This window comes from Pseudomonas sp. M5, from assembly GCF_016907075.1.
Lineage (GTDB): Bacteria > Pseudomonadota > Gammaproteobacteria > Pseudomonadales > Pseudomonadaceae > Aquipseudomonas > Aquipseudomonas putida_E.
Genome location: NZ_JAFBBH010000001.1, coordinates 2,473,921 through 2,496,061, shown reverse-complemented (window position 1 = coordinate 2,496,061; position 22,141 = coordinate 2,473,921). Strand labels below are relative to the sequence as shown.

The 22,141-nt window shown below is 65.9% G+C and carries 20 protein-coding genes; 14 read left to right on the top strand and 6 right to left on the bottom strand.

The features are described from left to right. The first annotated feature begins 1 nt into the window (after position 1). A complete protein-coding gene (locus JOE27_RS11405; RefSeq protein ID WP_174142348.1) occupies positions 2-313 on the top strand; it encodes an NGG1p interacting factor NIF3 in 312 nt (103 codons plus the stop codon). Positions 314-356: 43 nt separating this feature from the next. On the opposite strand, the gene tatC is transcribed toward JOE27_RS11405, so the two are convergent. From tatC to tatA, 3 genes are read right to left on the bottom strand one after another with little or no spacing between them, the layout of a single operon-like run. Then, on the bottom strand, positions 357-1,115 hold the full coding sequence (gene tatC / locus JOE27_RS11400) for a twin-arginine translocase subunit TatC (RefSeq protein WP_119687701.1): 759 nt from the start codon (positions 1,113-1,115) through the stop codon (positions 357-359). Beyond that, complete coding sequence (gene tatB, locus JOE27_RS11395) at positions 1,112-1,402, bottom strand: Sec-independent protein translocase protein TatB (protein ID WP_204918777.1); 291 nt, start codon at positions 1,400-1,402, stop codon at positions 1,112-1,114. The genes tatC and tatB overlap by 4 nt, the downstream gene beginning before the upstream one ends. After that, positions 1,402-1,635 carry a twin-arginine translocase TatA/TatE family subunit gene (gene tatA, locus JOE27_RS11390; RefSeq protein WP_046784392.1) on the bottom strand — a complete coding sequence of 78 codons (234 nt, stop codon included), beginning with the start codon at positions 1,633-1,635 and terminating at the stop codon, positions 1,402-1,404. The genes tatB and tatA overlap by 1 nt, the downstream gene beginning before the upstream one ends. A gap of 145 nt (positions 1,636-1,780) precedes the next feature. Between tatA and gspK the strand changes: the two genes are divergently transcribed. After that, positions 1,781-2,746 carry a type II secretion system minor pseudopilin GspK gene (gene gspK, locus JOE27_RS11385; protein WP_115273985.1) on the top strand — a complete coding sequence of 322 codons (966 nt, stop codon included), beginning with the start codon at positions 1,781-1,783 and terminating at the stop codon, positions 2,744-2,746. Positions 2,747-2,857: 111 nt separating this feature from the next. Here the strand turns inward: gspK and JOE27_RS11380 are convergent, their stop codons facing one another. After that, positions 2,858-4,921, bottom strand: a complete 2,064-nt coding sequence (locus tag JOE27_RS11380; RefSeq protein WP_125924471.1) for a PhoX family phosphatase — start codon at positions 4,919-4,921, stop codon at positions 2,858-2,860. Positions 4,922-5,145: 224 nt separating this feature from the next. Here JOE27_RS11380 and JOE27_RS11375 point away from each other — a divergent pair, with 224 nt between their 5' ends. From JOE27_RS11375 to JOE27_RS11320, 12 genes are read left to right on the top strand one after another with little or no spacing between them, the layout of a single operon-like run. Next, on the top strand, positions 5,146-6,786 hold the full coding sequence (locus JOE27_RS11375) for a lipoprotein UxpA (RefSeq protein ID WP_119687700.1): 1,641 nt from the start codon (positions 5,146-5,148) through the stop codon (positions 6,784-6,786). Continuing rightward, on the top strand, positions 6,783-7,208 hold the full coding sequence (locus JOE27_RS11370) for a pilus assembly protein PilZ (RefSeq protein ID WP_115273988.1): 426 nt from the start codon (positions 6,783-6,785) through the stop codon (positions 7,206-7,208). The genes JOE27_RS11375 and JOE27_RS11370 overlap by 4 nt, the downstream gene beginning before the upstream one ends. Positions 7,209-7,211: 3 nt before the next feature. Then, positions 7,212-9,164: a type II secretion system secretin GspD gene (gspD, locus tag JOE27_RS11365; protein ID WP_115273989.1), complete on the top strand. Its 1,953-nt coding sequence runs from the start codon at positions 7,212-7,214 to the stop codon at positions 9,162-9,164. Beyond that, on the top strand, positions 9,164-10,612 hold the full coding sequence (locus JOE27_RS11360; RefSeq protein ID WP_204918774.1) for an ATPase, T2SS/T4P/T4SS family: 1,449 nt from the start codon (positions 9,164-9,166) through the stop codon (positions 10,610-10,612). The genes gspD and JOE27_RS11360 overlap by 1 nt, the downstream gene beginning before the upstream one ends. Positions 10,613-10,615: 3 nt before the next feature. After that, positions 10,616-11,818: a type II secretion system inner membrane protein GspF gene (gene gspF, locus JOE27_RS11355; protein ID WP_012315992.1), complete on the top strand. Its 1,203-nt coding sequence runs from the start codon at positions 10,616-10,618 to the stop codon at positions 11,816-11,818. An 18-nt stretch (positions 11,819-11,836) separates the two neighbouring features. Beyond that, positions 11,837-12,271 (top strand): type II secretion system major pseudopilin GspG, encoded by a 435-nt coding sequence (gene gspG, locus JOE27_RS11350; RefSeq protein WP_046784384.1) that lies wholly within the window; start codon positions 11,837-11,839, stop codon positions 12,269-12,271. 3 nt (positions 12,272-12,274) lie between these two features. Continuing rightward, positions 12,275-12,712, top strand: a complete 438-nt coding sequence (gene gspH / locus JOE27_RS11345; protein ID WP_204918772.1) for a type II secretion system minor pseudopilin GspH — start codon at positions 12,275-12,277, stop codon at positions 12,710-12,712. Further along, positions 12,709-13,077 carry a type II secretion system protein GspI gene (locus JOE27_RS11340; RefSeq protein ID WP_046784382.1) on the top strand — a complete coding sequence of 123 codons (369 nt, stop codon included), beginning with the start codon at positions 12,709-12,711 and terminating at the stop codon, positions 13,075-13,077. Before gspH ends, JOE27_RS11340 begins: the two co-directional genes overlap by 4 nt. Next, positions 13,074-13,664, top strand: a complete 591-nt coding sequence (locus tag JOE27_RS11335) for a prepilin-type N-terminal cleavage/methylation domain-containing protein (protein WP_204918770.1) — start codon at positions 13,074-13,076, stop codon at positions 13,662-13,664. Before JOE27_RS11340 ends, JOE27_RS11335 begins: the two co-directional genes overlap by 4 nt. Continuing rightward, on the top strand, positions 13,661-14,749 hold the full coding sequence (locus JOE27_RS11330; RefSeq protein ID WP_204918768.1) for a GspL/Epsl periplasmic domain-containing protein: 1,089 nt from the start codon (positions 13,661-13,663) through the stop codon (positions 14,747-14,749). The genes JOE27_RS11335 and JOE27_RS11330 overlap by 4 nt, the downstream gene beginning before the upstream one ends. Then, complete coding sequence (gspM, locus tag JOE27_RS11325) at positions 14,746-15,132, top strand: type II secretion system protein GspM (RefSeq protein WP_046784380.1); 387 nt, start codon at positions 14,746-14,748, stop codon at positions 15,130-15,132. Before JOE27_RS11330 ends, gspM begins: the two co-directional genes overlap by 4 nt. Continuing rightward, a complete protein-coding gene (locus JOE27_RS11320) occupies positions 15,129-15,788 on the top strand; it encodes a general secretion pathway protein GspN (protein ID WP_125924475.1) in 660 nt (219 codons plus the stop codon). The genes gspM and JOE27_RS11320 overlap by 4 nt, the downstream gene beginning before the upstream one ends. A 61-nt stretch (positions 15,789-15,849) precedes the next feature. Here the strand turns inward: JOE27_RS11320 and JOE27_RS11315 are convergent, their stop codons facing one another. Beyond that, the gene (locus JOE27_RS11315) at positions 15,850-20,376 is read right to left on the bottom strand and encodes a hemagglutinin repeat-containing protein (protein WP_204918766.1); all 4,527 of its coding nucleotides are present in this window, start codon (positions 20,374-20,376) and stop codon (positions 15,850-15,852) included. A gap of 27 nt (positions 20,377-20,403) precedes the next feature. Next, positions 20,404-22,083, bottom strand: a complete 1,680-nt coding sequence (locus JOE27_RS11310; protein ID WP_204918764.1) for a ShlB/FhaC/HecB family hemolysin secretion/activation protein — start codon at positions 22,081-22,083, stop codon at positions 20,404-20,406. Between the last annotated feature and the right edge of the window lie 58 nt (positions 22,084-22,141).

Genomic DNA, 22,141 nt, shown 5'->3' with positions numbered 1-22,141 from the left:
CGTGTACAAGCTCGCCTTCTTCGTCCCGGCCAGCCACGTCGACGTGGTCAAGGCCGCCGTGTTCGCCGCCGGTGGCGGGCGTATCGGCGACTACGACCACTGCGCCTGGCAAACCCTGGGCCACGGCCAGTTTCGCCCCTTGGACGGCAGCCAGCCGTTCCTTGGGCAAACCGGCCAGGTCGAGGTGGTGGAGGAGTGGAAGGTGGAGCTGGTGGTGGCCGACGACCTGATTACCCAGGTCGTCGCTGCGCTCAGGCAGAGCCATCCTTACGAAACACCGGCCTACGAAGTCTGGCGCCTCGCCGATTTCTAGGCCGAGCTGAGTTCATCGCCGGCTTGCCGGCGATGAACCCGGTTCATTCAGCGACGCTCTGCGGCGCTTGCCCCTCCCGCCGCAACCCGGCACACGCCAGCAACCCCACCTCGAACAGCACCCACATCGGCACCGCCAGCATGGTCTGTGAGAACACATCCGGCGGCGTCAGGACCATCCCTACCACAAAGCAGCCGACAACTACGTAGGGCCTGCTGCGCCGTAATGTGGCCACGTCGGCCAGCCCCACCCAGACCACGATGAACGTTGCCACCGGGATCTCGAAGGCCAGGCCGAACGCCAGGAACAGCGCCATGATGAAGTCCAGGTACTGGCTGATGTCGGTCATCATCGCCACGCCGTCCGGCGTCACGCTGGCAAAAAAGCCGAACATCATCGGGAATACCAGGTAGAAGGCGAACGCCATGCCGGCGTAGAACAGCACGATGCTCGACACCAGCAAGGGCAGGGCGATGCGCCGCTCGCGGCGGTAAAGGCCCGGCGCAAGAAAACCCCAGGCCTGATGCAGCAGCAGCGGCATGGCCACGAACAGCGCACACATCGCGGTCAGCTTGAACGGTGTGAGAAAGGGCGAGGTGACACTGGTGGCGATCATGCTGGCGCCTTCCGGAAGGAAGCGGCGCAGCGGTTCGGAAATCAGTGTGTAGAGCTGCTGGGCGAAGGGGAACAGGCCGGCGAACACCAGCGCGACCAGTAGCAGGCAGCGCACCAGGCGCCTGCGCAGGTCGCGCAGGTGACCGGTGAGCGGCATGTGTGCCGCCGGGTCCAGGGCGATACTCATGAGGTGGTCTCCCGAATGACCGTGGCCGTTGCAGCGTCAGTGGCCGGTTCCGCCTTGAGGCTGATGCCCTGGCGCAGCTCCTGCTCGAGGCGTTGCAATGGCGCGCTGTCGAGGTTGGGCATGTCGATTTCGCGTTCCATCTGCGCGCGCAAACCCTGCATTGCCCGGCGCGCCTGGCCCAGGCCACGGCCCAGCGTACGCGCCGCGACGGGCAAGCGTTCCGGGCCAAGCACCAGCAGCGCGACCATGCCCACCAGCAGCATCTCGCTGAAGCCTACCTCGAACATCAGGCCTGCCGATCCGCGTGCGGCTGTGGCGCAGGCGAACGGGTCAGTGGCTCCTGTTGTACCTGCGGTGCTGCAGTTTGGGTGCTGGCATCGCTGTCGCCCCCCATGGACTTGCGAAAGCCCTGGATCGCTTCGCCAACATCACTGCCCAGACCCTTGAGGCGTTTGGTGCCAAACAGCAGAAACACGATCATCAGTACGATCACCAGCTGCCAGATTCCGATGCCACCCATTACGACCACTCCTGTAAGGCCATGAAAAGAAAGGCCAATCCTGCCTCGCGTAGATGACGCGAACATGACTGCAAGGTATTTGCAATCTGCCTGCAACAACTCCCCTGTTGACTGGCGCCTTGTTCGATAAGAGGAGTGCTGCGCCATGGGTGGCAAGCGACAGCAGGGCGCCGCGCTGCTGATGGTGTTGGTGGTACTGGCGATGCTCGCAGCGGGTATGGCCTGGCTGGTGGAGGACGGGCGGCGTCAGGTCGATGACGTACAGCTGCTGCGCCAACGGGTACAGGTGCGGGCCATGGAGCAGGCTGGCCTGGCCTATGCCGAGCAGGCCTTGCGTGACCCCGCCTGGCGGCTTAGCCCGCTGTTCTGGCAGGCGCTGCGGGGGCAACCGTTGACGTACGATTTTGGCGCCGGCCAGGCACAACTGCGGGTGTACGACCAGCACACCTGTTTCAACGTCAATGCGCTGCTGGGGGATGACGGTGAACGTGCCGAGCGCCAGCTACGGCGTTTGCTGGGCGACAACATGGCCGCGCAACGTCTGGTCGACGCCTTGGCAGACTGGCTCGACAGCGACAGCGATGCACGCCTGCAAGGCGCCGAAAGTGCCCAGTATCTGCGCCAGCAGCCGCCTCGTCTGGCGGCCAACCAGCCGATGCTGGACACCAGTGAGTTGAACCTGCTGCTCGAAGCGGATGCCTCGCGCCAGCGCCGTTATCCGATGTTGTGTGCTTTGCCGCAGACGACCGGCTGGCGCCTGAATGCCAATGCTGTAGGCCTGGAGCATCTGCCATTGCTGGAGGCGCTTTATGAAGGGCGGTATCCCCGCTCGTTGCTCAGCCGCATCGTCAGTGGTCGGCCGGCGTCGGGCTATGTAGATGCCGCAGCGTTGCGTCAGGCGCTGGGGGCGGTGGATGACGAAACGTTTGAGCGGTTGAGCGAAGGGTTGCTGCTCAACAGTGGGCATTTTCAGTTGCAGCTTTCGTTCGAAGAACAGGGCAGGACGATACGCAGCGCGTTTGAGCTGGAGGCGTTGGGGGTGGTGCAGTGGCATGCGCGGGTGCCGGCGCAGCAGGTGCGGGTGAAGAGTCGGGCACCAATGGCCTGGTGATCATGTTCAAGGGCTGCCGTGCAGCCCAATCGCCGGCAAACCGGCTCCCATACCTGTAGGAGCCGGCTTGCCGGCGATTGGGCCGCGCAGCGGCCCTGATGCAAAAACGGATCAGACGGTCCCGATCTCCCCGCCATCATCGCGCTGGATCACCACGGTCGAAGCCCTCGGCCGTACCGTGGTCCCCGCTGGGGTCACATCGGTGGCCTTGTCGGTGTAAGGCCAGTTTTCCGGGTGCTGGATATTGACGAACATCGACTTGTTGTCCGGGCTGAAGGCAATCCCGGTCACCTCGCTGCCGTTCGGCCCGACGAAGAAGCGGCGCAAGTCCACCTGGTTCTGGGCATTGACCGGTATTTGGTTGCCAGCGGCATCCACCAGGTCGGTAGGGATCACCGCCAGCAACTGATCGTTGGTGTAATCGGTGACCGTGCTCTCGCCGTTGTCAGTCTCGAACCACAACACGCCACGGCTATCGAAGCTCATGCCGTCGGGGCTGGCGAACTGGTTGAGTTCGGTCAGGCCCGAGCGGTTGATGTCTGCGGTGCCGGCGGCGTTGGCACCGAACACGAAGATATCCCAGGTGAAGCTCACGTGATCGTCGCTGTCGTGCCAGCGGATGATGTGGCCGTGGCGGTTCGGGCCACGCGGGTTGGCCGCATCGACTTTTTCCGGGGTGCGCGCACTGTTGTTGGTCAGGGTCAGGTAGACGTCGCCATTGAGCGGGTTTACCGCTGTCCATTCCGGGCGGTCCATCGGTGTTGCGCCCACTGCATCACCGGCACCGCGAGTGTTGAGGATGATGCCTGCCAGGTCACCGTACAGCGCCCCGAGGGTGCTGCCGGCAGTGGTGGCGGTGGTCACGTCGAGCAGGATCCACTCGCCCGTGCCGTCTGCATTGAAGCGGGCCACGTAGAGGTTGCCCTGGTCCATGTACTTGGCGCCGGTGGCCAGGCGGTCGGCCGGGCTTGCGTCGGCGGCATCCCACACCGCGGTGGAGACGAACTTGTACAGGTACTCGTTGTTGGAGTCGTCGCCCATGTACCAGACCAGCGGTTTACCGGCCACCGGCAGGCCCGGGCAGCAGCCTTCGTGGCGGAAGCGGCCGAGTGCGGTGCGCTTGGTGGCCAGGGTGCTGCTGTTGTACGGGTCGATCTCGACGATGTAGCCATAGGTGCTGGCTTCGTTGCGGTAGTCGTCGGTGGCGCTGGCACCTTTGATGGTCACGTCGAAGCGGGCGAATTCATCGTTTTCTTCGGTGCTGTCACCAGCAGCGGTCTCCCACTTGTACTGGCCGCTGGAGGTGCCTACGCCGATGCGTCGCTGGTCCTCCGGACGGGTGTCCTTGTTGACGAAAATGCCAGGCCAGTTCTCTTCGCAGGTCAGGTAAGTGCCCCACGGGGTGTAGCCGTTGCCGCAGTTGTTGTTGGTGCCGCGGCAGTGCGTGCCGTCAGCCGAATACTTGGTCTTGACGTGGTCGGTGCCACGCAGCGGGCCAGTGATTTCCATGCGTGAGGCGGTGGTGAAACGGCGGTTGAGCGGGTCGTTGTCGACCACCTGCCAGCGCCCGTTGAGCTTCTGCAGGCGCACCACGCCGGCACCGTGGGCGTTGATTTCCTTGCGCACTTCTTCGGCCGGGCGATTGCCGCTGGCGTCGGTGGTCGGGCCGTTGGGGTGCAGGGCGGCGGCATCGATGTATTCGAAGTTGATCGCCAGCAGGCCGTCTTCGGAACTGCCATTGATGGGGAAGAAGTGCATGCCGTCATGGTGCATGCCCATGGCATTGGCCTGGTCGCTGGAGGTATTGCTGCCGTCCGGTTTCCAGGGGTTGGCGTTGCTGTTGATCGGCGTGCCCCACGGTGCCAGCACGTAGGCACTGTAGCCGGCGGCGACGACACAGGCGTCGGTGCGTGAACCCGCGATGGACTGGAAGCCCAGCGCCAGTTTCGGTACTTCAGGTTCGGTAACCGGCGGCTCGGTGGCCGGGTCATCGTTGTCGGAACCGCCACCACTGTCGAAGCAGCCGGTCAGGCCGGTACCGGCAATCATGGCGATAGCGGCACCCAGGCTGCCGCGCATCACGCTGCGACGGCTGAGGTAGGCGTCCATGACGCTGGCCATCGGCAGGTTGCCACTGTGGTTGCGGTCCAGGTTGTCGCCGGTTTCTCGACTCATCAGGGTGTCCTTGTATTGGCTGAGTTGGAGGAAACCGCGACTTTAGTGCGCAAAGATGATGATTCTTTGGCAGAAATATTAACGTCGCTTTAAAACATTAAGTTCTTATCGCTGTGCCAGACAGAACAATCTGGAATGGTTGTCGGATTTCTGCCATCAAACTGTAATGCCAACGCCGCAACATCCGGGGCCCAAAGAGAACTCGGATAAGGATGGCGGGCCCGATGGCAAGCAGTGTGTACAGGCGCGAAATGATCAGATGGATGGGTGTCGGTGCCCTGGCACCGTTGCTCGGTGCCTGTTCTGCATTCCCGGGCCAGCGCGGCGGCGATGCCAGCCTGGACCTGTTGTACGTCGCCGACACCCTCGATGCGCGCCAGCCCGGCCAGCCCGTGGTGCCGGCGACCCGCCTGGGCCCGGTCAGCCACCTGGGCCGTGCCCCCTGGATGACCGGCGACAGCGCCAGCGTGGCTTACCCTCAACTCGCGCCTTTGCTCGATGCCAGTCAGGCGGCCGGCGTGCAACTGGGTGGCTATGCCGTGCTTGCGGCCCTGTTGGAACAGCTGCGCGCCGAGGTGGGGCCGGGCAATAGCCTGACCCTCGAGAACGGCCAGGGCTGGAACGGCAGTGGCCTGGCCTATCTGACCCAGGGCGAGAGCGGTGTGCAGGGCAGCCGGCTGTTGGGCAGCGAAGCCCGTGTGAGCAGTGATGAACGCGTGCTTTGGCCACAGCGCAGTGCCGCCCTTTACCACCAGTCTTCAGCGATGACCCTTGCTGCGGGTATTGCCGACGGACAACGCAAAACCTTGGGCCTGGAGCCTCTGCACATTTTCGAGCGCGGCGGTGCACGCATCGCCGTGGTGGGCGTCACCGACCCTTACGCCCAGGACCAGAAAGCCTCGCTCAAACAGTGGTACCAATCGCTGCTGCCGACCTTCGAGCAGGCCCGCCGCGAAGCGGACCTGGTGGTGGCGCTGGCGGATGTCGGCACCGGCCCGGGCCTGTGGCTGGCCGAGCGCGTGGCGCAGATCGACGTGCTGCTCTGCGCACGTGGCCAGGACCTGTGGCCCACACCTGTGCAGGCGACCCAGGCCAGTGGCCGGCGCATCCCGGTGTTGTTTGCCGGTTGCCGGGGCAGTGGTGCGTTTCGCCTGCGTTGCCAACAGGTTGCCGGGCAATGGCAGTTCGATGGGCGCTTCTTTCCTGCATTGGCCCAGCAACTCTCACCCGCAGCGCAGTTGCGCGCCAGCCAGTTGCAGGCCGAGTTGCGCCAGCAGCGCGCAGGCCATGCAGCGTGGCTCGACCAGCCGCTGGCGGTTGCGCCACAGGCGCTGTGGCGTCGCGACACGCGTGGCGGCAGTTGGGACCGTTTGCTGCACCAGGCCCTGGCCGATGACAGCAGCATGCCGGTGCTGTTGCCGGGCCTGCGCTATGACTACCCATTGGCCGCTGGCGAGGCCATCACGCGCGAGCACCTGATCAGCCTCACCGGCGGCTACCCGGCACCGGTGGTCGAGGCGCCCGCCCGGCAGGTCGAGCAGGTGCTGGAAAACGCCGCCGAGCAACTGTTCGGTGACCCCTTGCTGCTGGACAACAGCCAGGACCTGCCACGCTGGCAGGGCCAGGCCTGGCAGGTGAGCTACAGCCCGCAAGGCAAGCGCATCACTGGCCTGGATCCGGTGCAGGGCCTGTGCCGCACCTTTGGTCTGCAATTCGAGCCCCAAGCCGGTGAGCCGTTGTGGCAACGGGTCGAGGCCTGGCTCGGGCGGCAGCAGCCGGGTTGGCAACTGGCGGCCTTGCAAGTGCCGCAGGTGCGCTACGTGCAAGGCCACCCAGGCTGGCACCCACGGCAGCTGATGTCATGACATTCGCTGCTCGCCTGATGACCGGTGGCCTGCTGACGCTGGCCGGGTGGCTTGCCGCCCAATGCGTGCTGCAACTGGCGCGCCAGCCGCAACCGGCCAGCGCCCCGGTTACCGTCGACGCCCCGCTGCCGGGGTTGCTGGTCGGCCATTGGCAAGCGCCAGGCGACGACGGCTCGATTGCGCTCACCCGGTTGCCATTGCAGTACCTGGGCGGCCTCAAGGCCAAGCCGTTGTCGGCCAGCGTCGTGGTGCTGCGCTACGGCCAGCAGGTGCGCACCTTGGGCCGCGGCCAGCGCCTGGCACCGGGGATCGTGTTGCAGGACATCGACGCCGATGGCCTGATTTTCGACAACCAGGGGCGGCGTGAACGCTTGCCCTGGCCGCCACGCCCCGCCGTGACCGGCTTCAAGCGGCAAGGATGAACGATGCTGGTGAAATATTGCGTGGCCGCTGCCTTGACCCTGGCTCTTGCTGCGGCCTGGGCAGAAGAACCGGAAACCTTCGATGATAACGGCACCCCGCTTTACGAGGTGAACTTCGTCGACACCGAACTGGGCGAATTCATCGACAGCGTGTCGCGCATCACCGGCACCACGTTCATCGTCGACCCGCGGGTCAAAGGCAAGGTCACGGTGCGTACCGTCGACCGCCACGATGCCGATGCCATCTACGACATCTTTCTCGCCCAGCTGCGTGCCCAAGGCTATGCCGCGGTCGATCTGCCCAATGGCAGTGTGAAGATCGTCCCCGACCAGGCCGCGCGCCTGGAGCCGGTGCCAGTTGAAGCCGCCGGCAAGCACAGCGAAGGCAGTGATGGCGTGGCCACCCGCGTATTCAATGTGCGTAACGCCGCCAGCGAGCAGATGCTCGGTATTCTCAAGCCGCTGATCGACCCGCGTGTTGGTGTGATCACCCCTTATCCTGCGGCCAACCTGCTGGTGGTCACCGATTGGCGCAGCAACCTCGAACGCATCGACAGCCTGTTGCGCCAGCTTGACCAGGTCAGTGACGAACCCCTGAAGGTCATGCCCCTGCGCCATGCCAGCGCCGCCGACACCGCGCAGTTGCTGACCCGCCTGTTGGCCCGAGAGCAGGGCGCCGACAGCACCCAGGTGGTGGCTGACCCGCGCAGCAATGCCTTGCTGGTACGTGGCAGCACCGACCGTGTGCGAGCCCTGTTGGGCCAGCTCGATCAGCCCAGTGAGAACCGGCACAGCAGCAACACGCAGGTGATCTACCTGCGCCATGCCAATGCAGGCGAAGTGGTGAAGGTGCTGCGCGGGTTGAGCCAGGAAGGCGGTGTGCCCAGCGAGGGAGCAGGCGAAGGCGAGGCCAAGGACAAGCCGGTGATGGCCGCCGCCAGCGATTCGGGCATACGCCTGGAGTACGAGGAGGGCACCAACGCCGTGGTCATGGTCGGCCCCGACAGCGAGCTGGCCGCCTACCGCTCCATCGTCGAGCAGCTGGACATCCGCCGCGCCCAGGTAGTGGTCGAAGCGATTATCGCCGAAGTGTCCGACAGCCGTGCCCAGGAGCTTGGTGTGCAGTGGCTGTTCGCCGACGAAAAGTTCGGCGCCGGCATCGTCAACTTCGGCAGCAACGGGGTGAACATCGCCAACATCGCGGGCGCCGCCGCCAGCGGCGACAACGAAGCGCTGGGCGACCTGCTGTCGGCCACCACGGGCGTGACTGCCGGCATCGGCCACTTCGGCGGTGGCTTCAACTTCGCCATGCTGATCAACGCACTGAAGGGCAAGAGCGGCTTCAACCTGCTGTCCACGCCGACCCTGCTGACCCTGGACAACGCCGAGGCATCGATCCTGGTCGGCCAGGAAGTGCCCTTCGTCACCGGCTCCGTGACGCAGAACAACGCCAACCCCTACCAGACCATCGAGCGCAAGGAAGTCGGGGTGAAGCTGCGCATCAAGCCGCAAATCAACATCGACAACAGCGTACGCCTGGATATCGTTCAGGAAGTCTCGTCGATCGCCGACTCCAGCGCCGCCAGCGATGTGATCACCAACAAGCGCGAGATCAAGACCAAGGTCATGGTCGAGGACAATGGCCTGGTGATTCTTGGCGGCCTGATCAGCGATGAGCTGAGCACCAGCGATCAACGCGTACCGTTTCTCGGGGATATTCCGGGGCTGGGCCGGCTGTTCCGTTCCGAGGCCAGCAAGAACACCAAGCAGAACCTGATGGTCTTCATCCGCCCGCGCATCCTGCGTGACGGGCCGAGCCTGGCGGGTTTGAGCGAAGACAAGTACCGCACCCTGCAGCAGACCACGCCGCTCAAGCTGCCTGGTCTTGCGCAGGACGGCCAGTTGCTGCGGGTATTCCCGGCCAGCCGCGCGCGCCTGGACGGGGGGGACTGGTGATGCTGCCCTATCGCCTTGCGCGTCAGGCCGGGCTGGCCATGGCCCCGACGGATACCGGCTGGCAGTTGTGGCTGCGCCGCGATGCCGACAGTAACCAACTGCAGGAACTGCTGCGTGTGCATGGCCAGCCCGTGGCACTGCACTACCTGGAAGCTGCGGCGTTCGACGAACGCCTCGGCCAGTTGTATCAGGCCGGGGATGCTGCCACCGAAGCACTGATTGAAGGTATCGGCGAACAGGTTGATCTGGACAGCCTGATGAGCGAAATGCCGCGCATCGAGGACCTGCTCGAAAGCGATGATGAAGCCCCGGTGATCCGCCTGATCAACGGCCTGTTCGGCCAGGCCCTGCGCCTGCGCGCTTCGGACATTCATATCGAGACCTTTGAGCAGAGCCTGGTGGTGCGCCTGCGTGTCGATGGCCACCTGCGCGAGGTGTTGCGCCCGCCGCGCGCGTTGTCGGCCATGCTGGTGTCGCGGATCAAGGTCATGGCGCGCCTGGACATCGCCGAGAAGCGCCAGCCCCAGGACGGTCGCATCACCTTGCGCGCCGCCGGGCGTGAGGTGGACGTGCGCGTCTCGACCTTGCCCGGTATCCATGGCGAGCGCGTGGTGATGCGCGTGCTCGACAAGCAGGCCAGCTTGCTGGCGTTGGGCAACCTGGGCATGCCCAACGCAGTGCTGCACGGCCTGCGCAGTTGCCTGACAAGGCCCAACGGTATCGTGCTGTCGACCGGGCCGACCGGCTCGGGCAAGACCACCACCCTGTACGCCAGCCTCAACAGCCTCAATGACGGCAGCCGCAACATCCTCACCGTCGAGGACCCGGTGGAATACGCCATCGCCGGCATTGGCCAGACGGCCATCAATCCGCGCGCCGGGCTGACCTTTGCCACTGGCCTGCGCGCCATCCTGCGCCAGGACCCGGACGTGATCATGCTCGGTGAAATCCGCGACCAGGAAACCGCGCAGATCGCCGTGCAGGCCAGCCTCACCGGCCACTTGGTACTGTCGACGTTGCATACCAACAGCGCAGTGGGCGCGGTCACCCGCTTGCGTGACATGGGCGTCGAGCCGTTCCTGATCGCCTCATGCCTGCGTGGCGTGCTGGCCCAGCGCCTGGTGCGGCGGCTGTGCCATTGCGCGGTGGCGCAGCCACTGCAGCCGGCCGAACGGGCGCTGTGGCCTGAGCTGGCGGCGCTGGGCAGCAGCTACCACGCGGTGGGCTGCGAGCAATGCCAGGGCACTGGCTATATCGGTCGTTTGGGCCTTTATGAATTCGTCGAACTGGACGCCGGCCTGATCGGCCTGCTGTATGACGGCGCCAGTGAACTGGCCATGCACGACTACCTGGCCGAGCGCCGCCAGAGCCTGGTGGCGATGGCCAGTGATTGCCTGGCCCGCGGCGAGACCAGCCTGGCCGAAGTACTGCGTGTGGTGCAGGGCTGACCCATGCCGACCTTTCGCTACCAGGCCGTTGATCTAGCCGGCAAGACCCACAAAGCCAGCCTGCAGGCCGATACCGAACGCCACGCACGCCAGTTGCTGCGCGAGCAGGGCTTGTTCCCCCGCCAGTTGCAGCGCTTCGAAAGCGGTGCCCGGCAGCCGCGCCGACAACGCCTGAGCCGTGCCCAGCTGTGTGAGCTGACACGCCAGCTGGCGACCTTGACCGGCGCGGGCATCCCGCTGGTCGATGCCTTGGCGACGCTTGAGCGCCAGTTGCGCCAGCCAGCCCTGCACGGGGTGCTGGTGGCTCTGCGTGGCTCGCTCGCCGAGGGCCTGGGCCTGGCCCGTAGCCTGGCCCGCCAGGGCGCGCCGTTCACCGGTCTGTACTGCGCGCTGGTCGAAGCCGGTGAGCGCTCCGGGCGGTTGGCCCAGGTGCTTACCCGGCTGGCAGACCACCTGGAACAGGTGCAGCGCCAGCAGCACAAGGCGCGTACGGCACTGATCTACCCCTGCGTGCTGATGGGCGTGTCACTGGCGGTGGTGATCGGCCTGATGACCTTCGTCGTACCCAAGCTCACCGAACAGTTTGCCCATGCCGGGCAGAGCCTGCCGCTGATCACCTCATTGCTGATCGGCCTGAGCCAAGGCCTGGTGCACGCCGGCCCCTGGCTACTGGGGCTGGCCATCCTCACGTCGCTGCTGGCCAGCTGGTTGCTGCGCAAGCCGCACTGGTGCCTGCGCCGCGACGACCTGCTGCTGCGCCTGCCACGCGTGGGGGGGCTGTTACAGGTGCTGGAGAGTGCCCGCCTGGCGCGCAGCCTGGCGATCCTCACCAGCAGCGGTGTTGCCTTGCTCGAAGCCTTGCAGGTGGCCACTGAAACCGTCGGCAACCGGCGTATCCGCCTGGCCATGGAGCAGGTGCGCCAGCAGGTGCAGGGCGGCACCAGCCTGCACCGGGCGCTGGATGGTTGCCAGCAGTTCCCGCCGTTGCTGGTGAACATGGTCGGCAGTGGCGAGGCCAGCGGCACCCTGGCCGACATGCTCGAGCGCGTGGCCGACGACCAGGAGCGTGGCTTTGCCCGCCAGGTGGATACGGCCATGGCGCTTTTCGAACCCCTGATGATCCTGGTGATGGGCGCCGTAGTGCTGTTCATCGTGCTGGCGGTGCTGCTGCCGATCATGCAGCTCAACCAGGGCCTGCAACTGTAGATGACAAGGAGCAACCCCATGCAGCATCGACGCAAGCGCCAACACGGCTTCACCCTGATGGAAATCATGGTGGTGATTTTCATCATCGGCCTGCTGATCGCCGTGGTCGCGCCCAGCGTGCTCGGCAACCAGGACAAGGCCATGCGGCAGAAGGTCATGGCCGACCTGAGCACGCTCGAGCAGGCGCTGGACATGTACCGGCTGGACAACCTGCGCTTTCCCAGCAATGAGCAAGGCCTGGCTGCGCTGGTGAAAAAACCGACCCAGGAGCCGCTGCCGCGTGCCTGGCGCAGCGATGGTTATGTACGCCGCCTGCCGGAGGACCCGTGGGGCACCCCGTACCAGTACCGCATGCCTGGCGAGCATGGCCGGGTCGATGTGTATTCGTTGGGCGCCGATGGTGTACAGGGCGGCGAAGGCCAGGACGCCGACCTGGGTAACTGGGCGCTGTGAGCGATGCGCCCACAGCGCGGTTTCAGCCTGCTCGAATTGCTGGTGGTGCTGGCCATCGCCGGCCTCATGACCGGGCTTGCGGTGGCCTGGCTGGACAGCGGCAAGGCCAGCGTCGATCAGGCGTTGCAGCGGCTGGCGGCGCACGTCCACACCCAGGCTGCACTGGCCCGGCATGCCGGGCAATTGCGCGGGCTGCGCTGGACCGGCCAACACCCGGAGTTCGTGCGGCGTGAGCGCGAGGGCTGGGTGGCCGAACCGGTCAGCTTGGGGGACTGGCCCAAAGGGCTGCGCCCCGACTGGCCGGCCAGCCTGCAGCCGCATCTGCAGTTCACGCCGCAAGGGTGGGCCCAGCCGGGTTCGGTGCGCTGGCACTGGGCAGGTGGCAGCCAGCGCTGGGCGTGGGGGCGTGACGGCCAGTTGCGAGTGGGGTTGTCACCATGAAGCGCACGCAACAGGGGTTCACCCTGCTGGAGGTGACCGTGGCCCTGGCGATTGCTGCTGTGCTGGCGGTGATCACCAGCCAGGTTCTGCGCCAGCGCCTGGCAGTGCAGGACAGCGTGCAACAGCATCGCCTTGGCGTGCTGTGCGCTCGCGAGCTGCAGGCGCGCTTTGCCGTGGAACGGTACTGGCCGGCCAGCAACCAGCCCAGTGGGGTGTTGAACCAGGGCGGGCAGGCGTGCCACTGGCAGATGCAGCTGCGCCGTACCGGCGTGCGCGACCTGCGTCGCGGCGAGATGCAACTGTATGCCGACCGCGATCAGCGCCTGCCGTTGGGCCAGTACACGGTTTTTCTGGAGCGTCCATGAAGCGGCGCCAGGCAGGCTTGACCCTGATCGAACTGATGGTGGCCATGGCCTTGACCGCGCTGCTGGGGGTCATGCTCGCGGCGCTGGTCAATGGCTGGCTCAAGGTCCGCGAGCGGCTGCAGGTGACCCGCCAGGAGAACAGTGTGCTGGAGTTCTGCCTTGCGCTGGAGCGGCGCTTTGACAGCCCGGTACTGCGCCGGGTGTATGAGCAGCGCCTGCCACTGGCCAGCCGCTGGCTCGACTGGCAGCCCGATCGCCAGCAGTTGCTGTGGGTGGCAGCCACGGCTGTGCCAGAGGCCGAGGGTGGCTCACGGCTGCAGCGCCAACGCCTACGTTTCGACCCCCGCGAACAACGCCTGATGCTGGAAACCTCGGCAGACCTGTACGCCGCCAGCGAACCCCGTTGGGTCGTGCGCGAGCAGCTGCAGCAGGTCAGTGCGCTGAATGTTCTTTATCACCAGGGAGGCCGATGGCTGCCCTGGCCTTCCGACCAACCCGCGCACCCCGGCCGTGGTGCGCGCGTGCAACTGCAGCGTGATGGAGCCCCCTATGTCTGCACCTTCACGCTCCCTTGGGGGCGTTCATGAAGCTTGAATGGCGGCGACGTGCGCCGGCGCGGTCTTGGTTGCTGCTGCGCCCGGGCGTGATCTGGGACTGGCTGTTGGTTGAAAACGGTGTGGCCCAACGGGAAGGCCAGGGCGAGCCTCCGGCGAACCTGGACGCTCAGGTAGCGCTGATCATCCCGGGCGAGCGGTGCAGCCAGTTCGAGTTGGCTGCACCGCCGGGCCTCAAGCGTGATGAGTGGCCCTTGCTGCTGGAAGACCACTTGCTGCAGAACGCCGAACAGGTGCAGTGCGCTTGCCTCGCTCGCCAGGCAGGGCAGTTGCGCCTGCTGGCGGTAGCCCGCCAGGCGCTGGACGAATGGCGTGGCCAGTGCAGCGAATGGGGGCTGCAGATCGAGCGCTGTTGGGCCGAGTTCCAATTGTTGCCCACGCCTGAGCCCGGGACGGGCTGGCAGTGGCAGCGCGCGCCTGGCCTGTGCCTGTACCTGGGGCGCAGCGAAGAGGGGAGCGCCCATTGGCTGGCCTGGCCTGACGCGCTGGGTGAGGTACCGCAGCAGCCCTGGGATAGCCTGCGCAAAGCCACCCAGGTCGGGCGCTGGCCGGGAACGCTGGCGTCGCTCGACACGCTGCCAAGCCTGTTCGAGCGAACCCGTCAGGCCCGCTCGGCGCCCCGTGTGCCGGCCCTGCCGCGCGCGCTGGTTGTCGCCTGCCTGGTGCTGGCCGTGGTGTGGTGCGGGCTATGGGCGGGCCAGCAATGGCGGCAGGTACAAACCTGGCGCACGCAGGTGCTGGCCGTGACCGGCACCCAGGCCAGCCCTCGGCAAGCGGCGCAGGCCCTCAAGCGCCTGCGCGAAAGCGAACTGCAACAGCAACTGCGGGAGCGTCAGCTTCAAGACCTGCAGGCACACCTGCAGGCCTGGCTGCATGAGCACCCAGGCTGGCGCCTGCAAGCGGTGCGCTTCGACGGCCAGCGCTGGCACCTGCGCCTGCAGGGCGAGGGGAGCGAGCCGCCCTGGCAAGAAATGGCAAGCGCCGCCGGAGCGGCGGTGCAGGTACTGAGCGCTGCGCCAGCGGCGCACGTGGTTTTCGATCTGGGAGCGCCAACATGACCCGAGCGTGGTTTCAGCGTCATCGATTGTTGCTCGCCTGGTGCCTGATCGGCTTTCTGCTGGCGTTGCTGGCACTGCGCCAAGGCGTGTCGCAATGGCGCGAGCTCAGCCAGTGGCATGGGCTGGCAGTGCAGGCCGCCGCCTTCCCCAGCGGGCCAGGCGTGAGCCTGGAGCGGCTGCGTCAGTCTGCTCAGGCGCGGCGGGTCGAAGTTGCCGAGGTCGAGGTGCAAGGCAAGGTGTGGCAACTGCGCGGCCAGGTGGCCGATGAGCAGGTTTTGCAGCGCTGGCTGCAGGCCTTGCGCGCAGAGGGTGCGCAACCGCTGCAGTGGGCCCTGGAACAGGATGCCAAGGGCCTGCGTTTCGACCTGGTGGTGCAGCCATGAGCCGCCGTGGGCTGCTGTGGGCCGGGCTGGTGTTCAGCCTGACCTTGCTGGTGCAGTTGCCGGCGTCCTGGGTTGCAAAGGGCTTGGGCCTGCCGATGCATGCGGTCAGCGGCAGCCTGTGGCAGGGGCAGGCGCAGCAGTTCGGGCCTGCCGGCCCCGTACGCTGGGCCTTGCAGCCTTGGCGCTTGCAGGCCAACGCACAGCTGGGCTTTCAGGGCCAGGGCTGGCAGTTGCATGCCGAAGGCTGGCCATGGCGCTGGCGGTTGGACGTCACTGCACAGGCTCCCCAGGCGAGTGTGCAGACGGCCTATCGGCTGGCCGGGCAGTGGCAGGGCACGCTGCGCCTGCAAGGCGCGGGGGGGCAGTGCCGAACCAGCGAAGGCCGCATCACGGTCACCGACCTCGCCTTGAGTGAACCTTGGTCGCTGGGGTTGGGGCAGGGCTGGGTAGAAATGGATTGCCGCACAGGCTGGCGCCTGCATGGGCAACTGATACAACAGGGCGAGCATCAGTTGGCGCTGGATGCAGACCTTCTGGGGCGCCACGCAGTGGTGGCGGCCGAACTGCAGCCGGACGCGGCCCTTACACCGCTGCTGCGCGCTGCTCGGTTGCTGGGGCCACAGGCATTGACGGGGCAGGGGGAGTGGCGTTGGTAAGCAGCGGTTGACGTGACGTTCATGGCCCTATCGCCGGTTTGCCGACGACAGGGCCTGTGGATCAGTTGGCTTTCCCTTCAATCCCCGATGCCCACTGCTCACTTCGGCTATGCCCACTGGTGCGCAGCAAGCCAAGGTCCAGTGCATTCTCGCCGTCTGCGGCACCTTTGCCTTTGCTGATCTGGGCAATGGCGGTACCCAGGTCTACCGGCGAGTTCGACGCATCGATCGACACATCCCGGCGGTAATCATTGCCGCTCAGCGTTTCCTTGGTCACCGCGTTGGCGGTGAGTTTTACCTCACCCTTGGCCGAGTGCAGGCGGGCGCCCGTCAGGTGAGCGTCACCGCCAACCGTCAGGTCTACCCCATCGCTGCCCTTGAGCGCCGTCTGCTGGGCTACGCCATCACGCTGAACATGCGACACATCGAGCCTGAAGGTTGGCGAAACGCCCGGGTCGGCCTTGGCCAGGGCGGAACCTGCTTTTTCGCTGACCTTGCTTCCCAGCGGCCCTGCGACGGCCGTGGCAGCGTTCACATAGCCTTGCGGGTTTTTCTCTTTGCTCAGCCGTGCATCACCTTTTACGGTCAGGGTATCGACGCTGTCCTTGCGGCTGGCGATGCGCAGATCGCCGTCGATTGCGCCGCTGATGCGCCCGGCTTCCAGGCTTACGCCTTCGATGCGGGTGTCGCCGCGGCTTTGCAGGTCGATACGCTCGGCGCGCAGGTTGCCGGCGTTCCAGATGAGGTTGTCGCGCTTGTCGAGGTTGACCTGAACACGGCCGTGCAGCCCAAGGGTGTCGGTGCCGCCCTTGGATGTGTTGAAGCCGGCGCCGGCGGTGATGTCCAGGTTGTCGCGCCGCTCGACGTTGGATGACGCTTCGATCAGCATGCCGCCCTTGGCGGCATTGATGCCGATGTGCTCGGCCGATGCCTGCAGGCCCTGCAGATGCACGGCGAGGTCCTCGCGAGCGCGGCTGTCGAGGGTCAGTTTGCCTGCGCTTTGGAACTGCGCATCGATTGCCTGGCGGGCGTCCTCGTTCTTCTTGCCATGGTTGAAATGGCCCCCGATGGCGCCACCTTGGGTGGTGCCGGTCTTCACGGCCAGCTCCAGGCCGCCGCCCAGGTTCCCGCCAGTGGCCTGTCGGGTATTGCTCGCAGCTTTGACCTGCAGGCGGCCATCGCTTTGCAGGAGCGTATCGCCGACCTTGGCCTCGCGGCTGCCAATACGCGTGCCTTCGAGCAGCATGTCGCCCCCGCTGGTCAGGCGCACTTGGCCTTTGGCGTCGACCTGCGCCACCTGGGCATTGGTTTGCGTAGCCTGCTGCTGGGCATGGTCGAGATAGCCTCGGCCGTCGACGCCGGTGCTGCCCGGGCGGTTGCCGACCTTGGCCCAGGCGTTGCCATCGAGCTGGCGAGCGCGCTGTTGAGCGTGGTCGGTGGCCTGGGCCAGCGACAGTGTAGTGCCACTCTGGATCACTACGTCGCCTTCACCGCCATCGATGCGCGTGCCTTCGTAGCGGCCGTCGCTACCCAACTGCACCTGGATGCCCTGTTGCCCATAAAGGCTGCCCGGCACTGCGGTGCTGGCGGTATCCTGCTTGCCCTGCGAGCCGCCCTTGCCGGAAGCGCGGACGTTCAGGTCGCTCCCCGAACTGGTATCCACGCGCAGGTCACCGCCGTAGGCCAGGCGCTGCACGTTATCTTCCCGGGTGTTTTCGGCGGCGCGCAGGTGGTGCTGCTGGGCGTCGACCTGCAGGGCGCCGGCGTTGGCACGCCAGGTGGTGCCCTGGTCATCGAGGGTATCGGCCTTGACCTTCACGTGCCCCCCTGCCAGTTCGCTCACCTGGGCAAAGCCGCGGCGCTGGTTTTCCAAGCGTTTGAGGTGGTCCAGGGTCATGTCGCCGCCAACGCTCGGTGCCACCATTGCGTCTTCGGGCGAGGCTTGCTGGAAGCGCGCCGCTTCTTCGCCCTGTACCAAGCGTTCGATCGGCCGGGTCACGTCACGGTACTCCAGGCTGGCGCCGATGCTGCCTGACCAGTCATTGCGCTGCACTTCACGTTCATGGGTGTCCTGCACGGCACGGTTCTCAATGCGCTTGGCAGTCACCTGAAGGGTGTCGCCTGCGTTGACGCGTGCAGCTTCGGTGACCAACTCGTCGGCGCTGAGTTTCAGGTCGCCGCTGGCCTGCAACCCGGTGCGTTGCGTCTTGCTGTCGCGTTCGGTGGTGACTTCGTTGTTGCGATGGCCTTCGAACAGGCTGCCCAGCCGATCCATACCGCCGGTCACCGTCAGGCCACCGCCGCTGTGGGTAGAGCTGCCGGACGACACGCGCTCGTTGCGTGTGGCGCCAAGGCTCACCTGTTTGGCCTGCACGTTCAGGTCGCCCGCATTGGCCTGTACGCTGGAACCGTTGACTTGTAGCTGCGCGCCGCTGTCCAGGCCAACCGTAGCGCCCTTCAATTCGCTGGCCACCTGCGACGTTTCGCGTTGTTGGCCTGTGCTGGTGACCACCTCGTAAGCAACGCCGGCGGCGTACTGGCGCGACTCGGGCTTGCCGTCTTCGGCTTCTGCGGTCTGTTTGGCGCTGGCCGTGAAACCGCGTTGCTGGCTGCGTGTTTCGCTCTCATCGCTTGACTGTGTGCTACCGATCAACAGGTCGCCCTTGGCCTCGACCTGCAGATGCCCGCCGGCCGTCACCTTCGAACCCTGGATGCGCAATTCTTCAGCACTGGCCAGCCGCAGGTTGCTGGCAGAGCTGACGTCACTGCTCAGCACCTGCTGCTTGCGCTGCGTGCGCTCGCGATCGTTGCCGATCAGGCCGAACAGCTTGCTGCTGCTGTCGCGCTCGGTGGCCACAGTGCTGGCGTGGTCTGCCTCGATCGCCAGGGCGCCTTTTTCGCTGTACAACACCGCGTCTTGGGCGCCGTGGACGGTGCTGCCCTTGATGCTCACCTGTTCAGCCGCAACGTTCAGCTTGCCATCGGCTGTAACGGCGCTGCCGACTACGCGCTTACCTTGGGTATCGTTGCCTTTGCGGTCACCAAAGAAGGTGCCCGATACCAGGTCGCCACGGTAGTTGCGGCGTGTGCCCTGTTCCTGCAGCGCCGTTGTGCCGATTTCGACGTTGCTGGCGTTGATGTCCAGGCCGGCGCGGCTGTGCAGCTTGCTGCCTTGGACGGTGAGCGTGTCATTGGCCTTGACCGTCATGCGTGCGGCATTGAGCGTGCTGCCTTGTGCTGATTCCTTGTACTGGCTGGTATCACTGTCGCCGCGCCACAGGTCTTTGCGGTGGCGTACCTGCTCCTCGATACGTTGGCTGTTGGTGCCTGCACTGATATCCAGGTTGGCAGCGCTGTCGAGTGTCAGGTCGCCGCCCGCATCCACATTGGCTGCCAACAGGCGCATGTCGGCGCCGGACTGCAACAGCACGCTGTCACTGGCTTGCAGCTGCGCCCCGCGCAGTTGGTCGGCGGTGGTGGTACGTTCGCGCTGGTAGGTCTCGCGGGTGACGAAGAGGAACTTTTTGTTCCAGCTTTCCTGCTCGCGGGCGATGCTCTGGCGGCTTTCGGCATCCAGAGTGAGCTTCTTTCCAGCCTTTATCTCGATACGCTCGGCTTTGCCGTCGACGGCGCCAAGGCGCAGGTCATCGGCAGCGGTGAGTTGCAATGCGCCGTGTTCGCTGAGCAGCGCCCCGGGCCGTTTTTCATGCCCGCTGACCTGCAGCGCGCCGGCAGATTGAAGGGTGATGCCCTGGTCGGCCTTGATCTGCACCGGCCCCACCCGCACCCCCGCGCCCTCGGCAGTGCTGACCACACGAATGCGCCCGGCACGCATGGCGCCGAACAGGTTGGCGTCGATGGTGGACGGCGTGCCCGGCAGATGCTCGATGACCTGCCCATCGTCGTGACGCATGCGGTTGCGGCCAACGGTCACGGTGAGATCGCCACTGGCCGAGAGCACGCCCTTGCTGTCGAGCTTCGGCGCGATCAGGTCCAGCGCGCCCTCGGCATTGTGCTGGCCGCCTGTGAGCACTTGCAGGGTGCCACTGGCATTGAGGGTGTTGAGGTATTTGAGCTGTTCGTCCTGCAGCTCCGGTGTACCTACCAGGAAACCGGCCCGGGTGGTGTTGATGAAGGTCCCGCCATTGAGGGTGATGCCGTTCGGGTTGGCCAGGATGTAGTCGGCCGGGCGGCCGAAGATTTCCTGTGGGCCTTCGATCAGCGAGGCGTTGCGGCTGATCACCTCGTTGAGGATGGTCGAGGCCGCCTGGCCCTGGAACTGGGGGTTGGCCGCCAGCGCGCCGGCCAGTTGCGACTGCCCGGCCTGGAGGGCGTTGTTCAGTACCACGCCGGGGCGGGCGACGTTGTAGTCCAGGAACTGGTTGTGCGACAGGCCGCTGGCGTTGGGCGCGACGATGTCGATAACAGGTACGCCATGATTGTTGCTGATGAGCGGCGTACCCCCAGGGCCGGTGGCCGCCTCCAGGCCGTGTTCGGCCAGCGCGCTGGTGGAGGCGAGCAGGGCGAGGAAAATGGCCCAGCGCAAGGTATCGGGGCGGATTGCGGGTATCTGCGAGAGTGTCTGCATGTTCTCGTTCTCTTTGTTGTGGGTGAATCAGATGTTCAGGGCCCATTCAAGTACCCAGAATCCGGGTTCGAGCAGCGGGCGCTGCAGGTCGCTGGCATAGAGGGCGCGCTGATAGTCCAGGCGCAGGCGGCTGTGCGGCAGGTTCACTTCGATACCCGCCGTGGCACCTGCCAGCCGGCGCGGCGAAGCGCCTTGCGCCAGCCGCTCCCAGCCCAGGTCCAGGCCCAGGTAGGGGCGCACCGTAGCCGGTGTGGTCCAGGGCAATGCCAGCGGTTGGCTGAAGGTATTGCGCCAGGTGGCGGCGCTGGCGCCACTGTAGGTACGCAGGCGAAAGCCACGCACCGCCGAATCGTCGCTCAACAACATTTGCTCGACGGCCGGCAAGACATCGGTGCTGTACTGCAGGCCAAGTTCGCTTTGCCAGCGCCACGGCCAGTTCGCTGGCCCTTGGCGCAGGTGCAGCAGGCTGGCGCGGTACTTTCTAAAGTCGAGCTGCGGCGCAGCTGCGTGCTGGGCGGGTTGCTCGGCGCCCAGCCAGTGAGTGCCCTGGGCGACGCCGATGTAGGCGTTCCACAGGCCGTGGTCCAGCCAGAGCAGGTTGAGCCCGGCCTCCACGCTGGTCAGGGTGGGGCTCTGCAGGCCGATGACTGCAGAGCCGGCGCGGTTGATCAGTTGTTTGCGGTCCAGCCGGGCGCTGGCGCTGAGCATGCCGTACTGGTTGCGCCAGAGCATGCGCTCGGCGCTGACGCTCTGGTAACTGCTGTTGCCGTTGCTGTCGTGCCGCCCTTGCGGAATCGGCGCGTTGTAGCGCAGTTGGCCGACATTGAGCGTGAAACTCCATGGGCCGTAGGGGATGCTGTAGTAGAGGGTGACGCCCTGGCTGCGCCCCGGAGCATCGATGACCGTTGTCGACAGTGACAGGCGCAGGTCGTCGTTCAGGCCCAAGGGGGTGTCCACGCCGATGCCGAGGTTCAGGCGGTGACGCCCGGTCAGCGGGCTGCCCCGGTTATCGAAGCGGCTGTCCAGGTGCCAGCGTGAAGCCACTTGGCGAGGCTGCAGCAGCACCCGGGTGCCACCCTGCAGTTCGCCCGGCAACAGGTCGGCACTGAGCTCGAAGGCCCGCAGGCGGTTGAGCTGGTCCAGCCCCTGCTCAAGGTCTGGCAGGTACAGGGGGTTGCCCAGCAGATGGGGGAATGCGCTGTTCAGGGAGAGCGGCAGCTCGGCAGCCAGCTCGATCGACTCGACGAAGCCTTCGATGATGACGATGTCCAGCGGCGCGTCATGCGCTGGCGCTTGGCGCAGATAGGGGCGGCTGGCTGGGTAACCGGCGTGCACGTAGCGCTGGGTGATGGCCTTGAGCAGGTGGTTGATGTCGGCGATGCCCATGCAGGGCTTTATCAGCGCCTGGATGGCCGGCTCAAGCGCCTGTGCTGAAAGCTGCCGGTTGCCGGCCAGGCGAACGCCGGCTATCTCCCAGCAGCGGCTGTCGCTGGGTGGGTTCGGTGCGAGGGCGTCGCTGTGTTGCGCCGCTGGAGGGCGCTGCCAGCGCTGCAGCCGCTGTTGCTGCTCGAGCTGGCGCAAGGTTCGCTGTTGATCACGCAGTTGCTGGCTGGCAGGGTCGTCCGCCCATGCCTGCGGCATGGCCAGCAAGCTCGTCATGCAGCAGGCAAGCAGCCTGCTGGCGATGTGGCGGTATCGGGCTGGCATGGAAGAACCCCGCAAATGGCGTACGGCCTGCGTACTCGTTTGCGTGGATGCTAAAAAC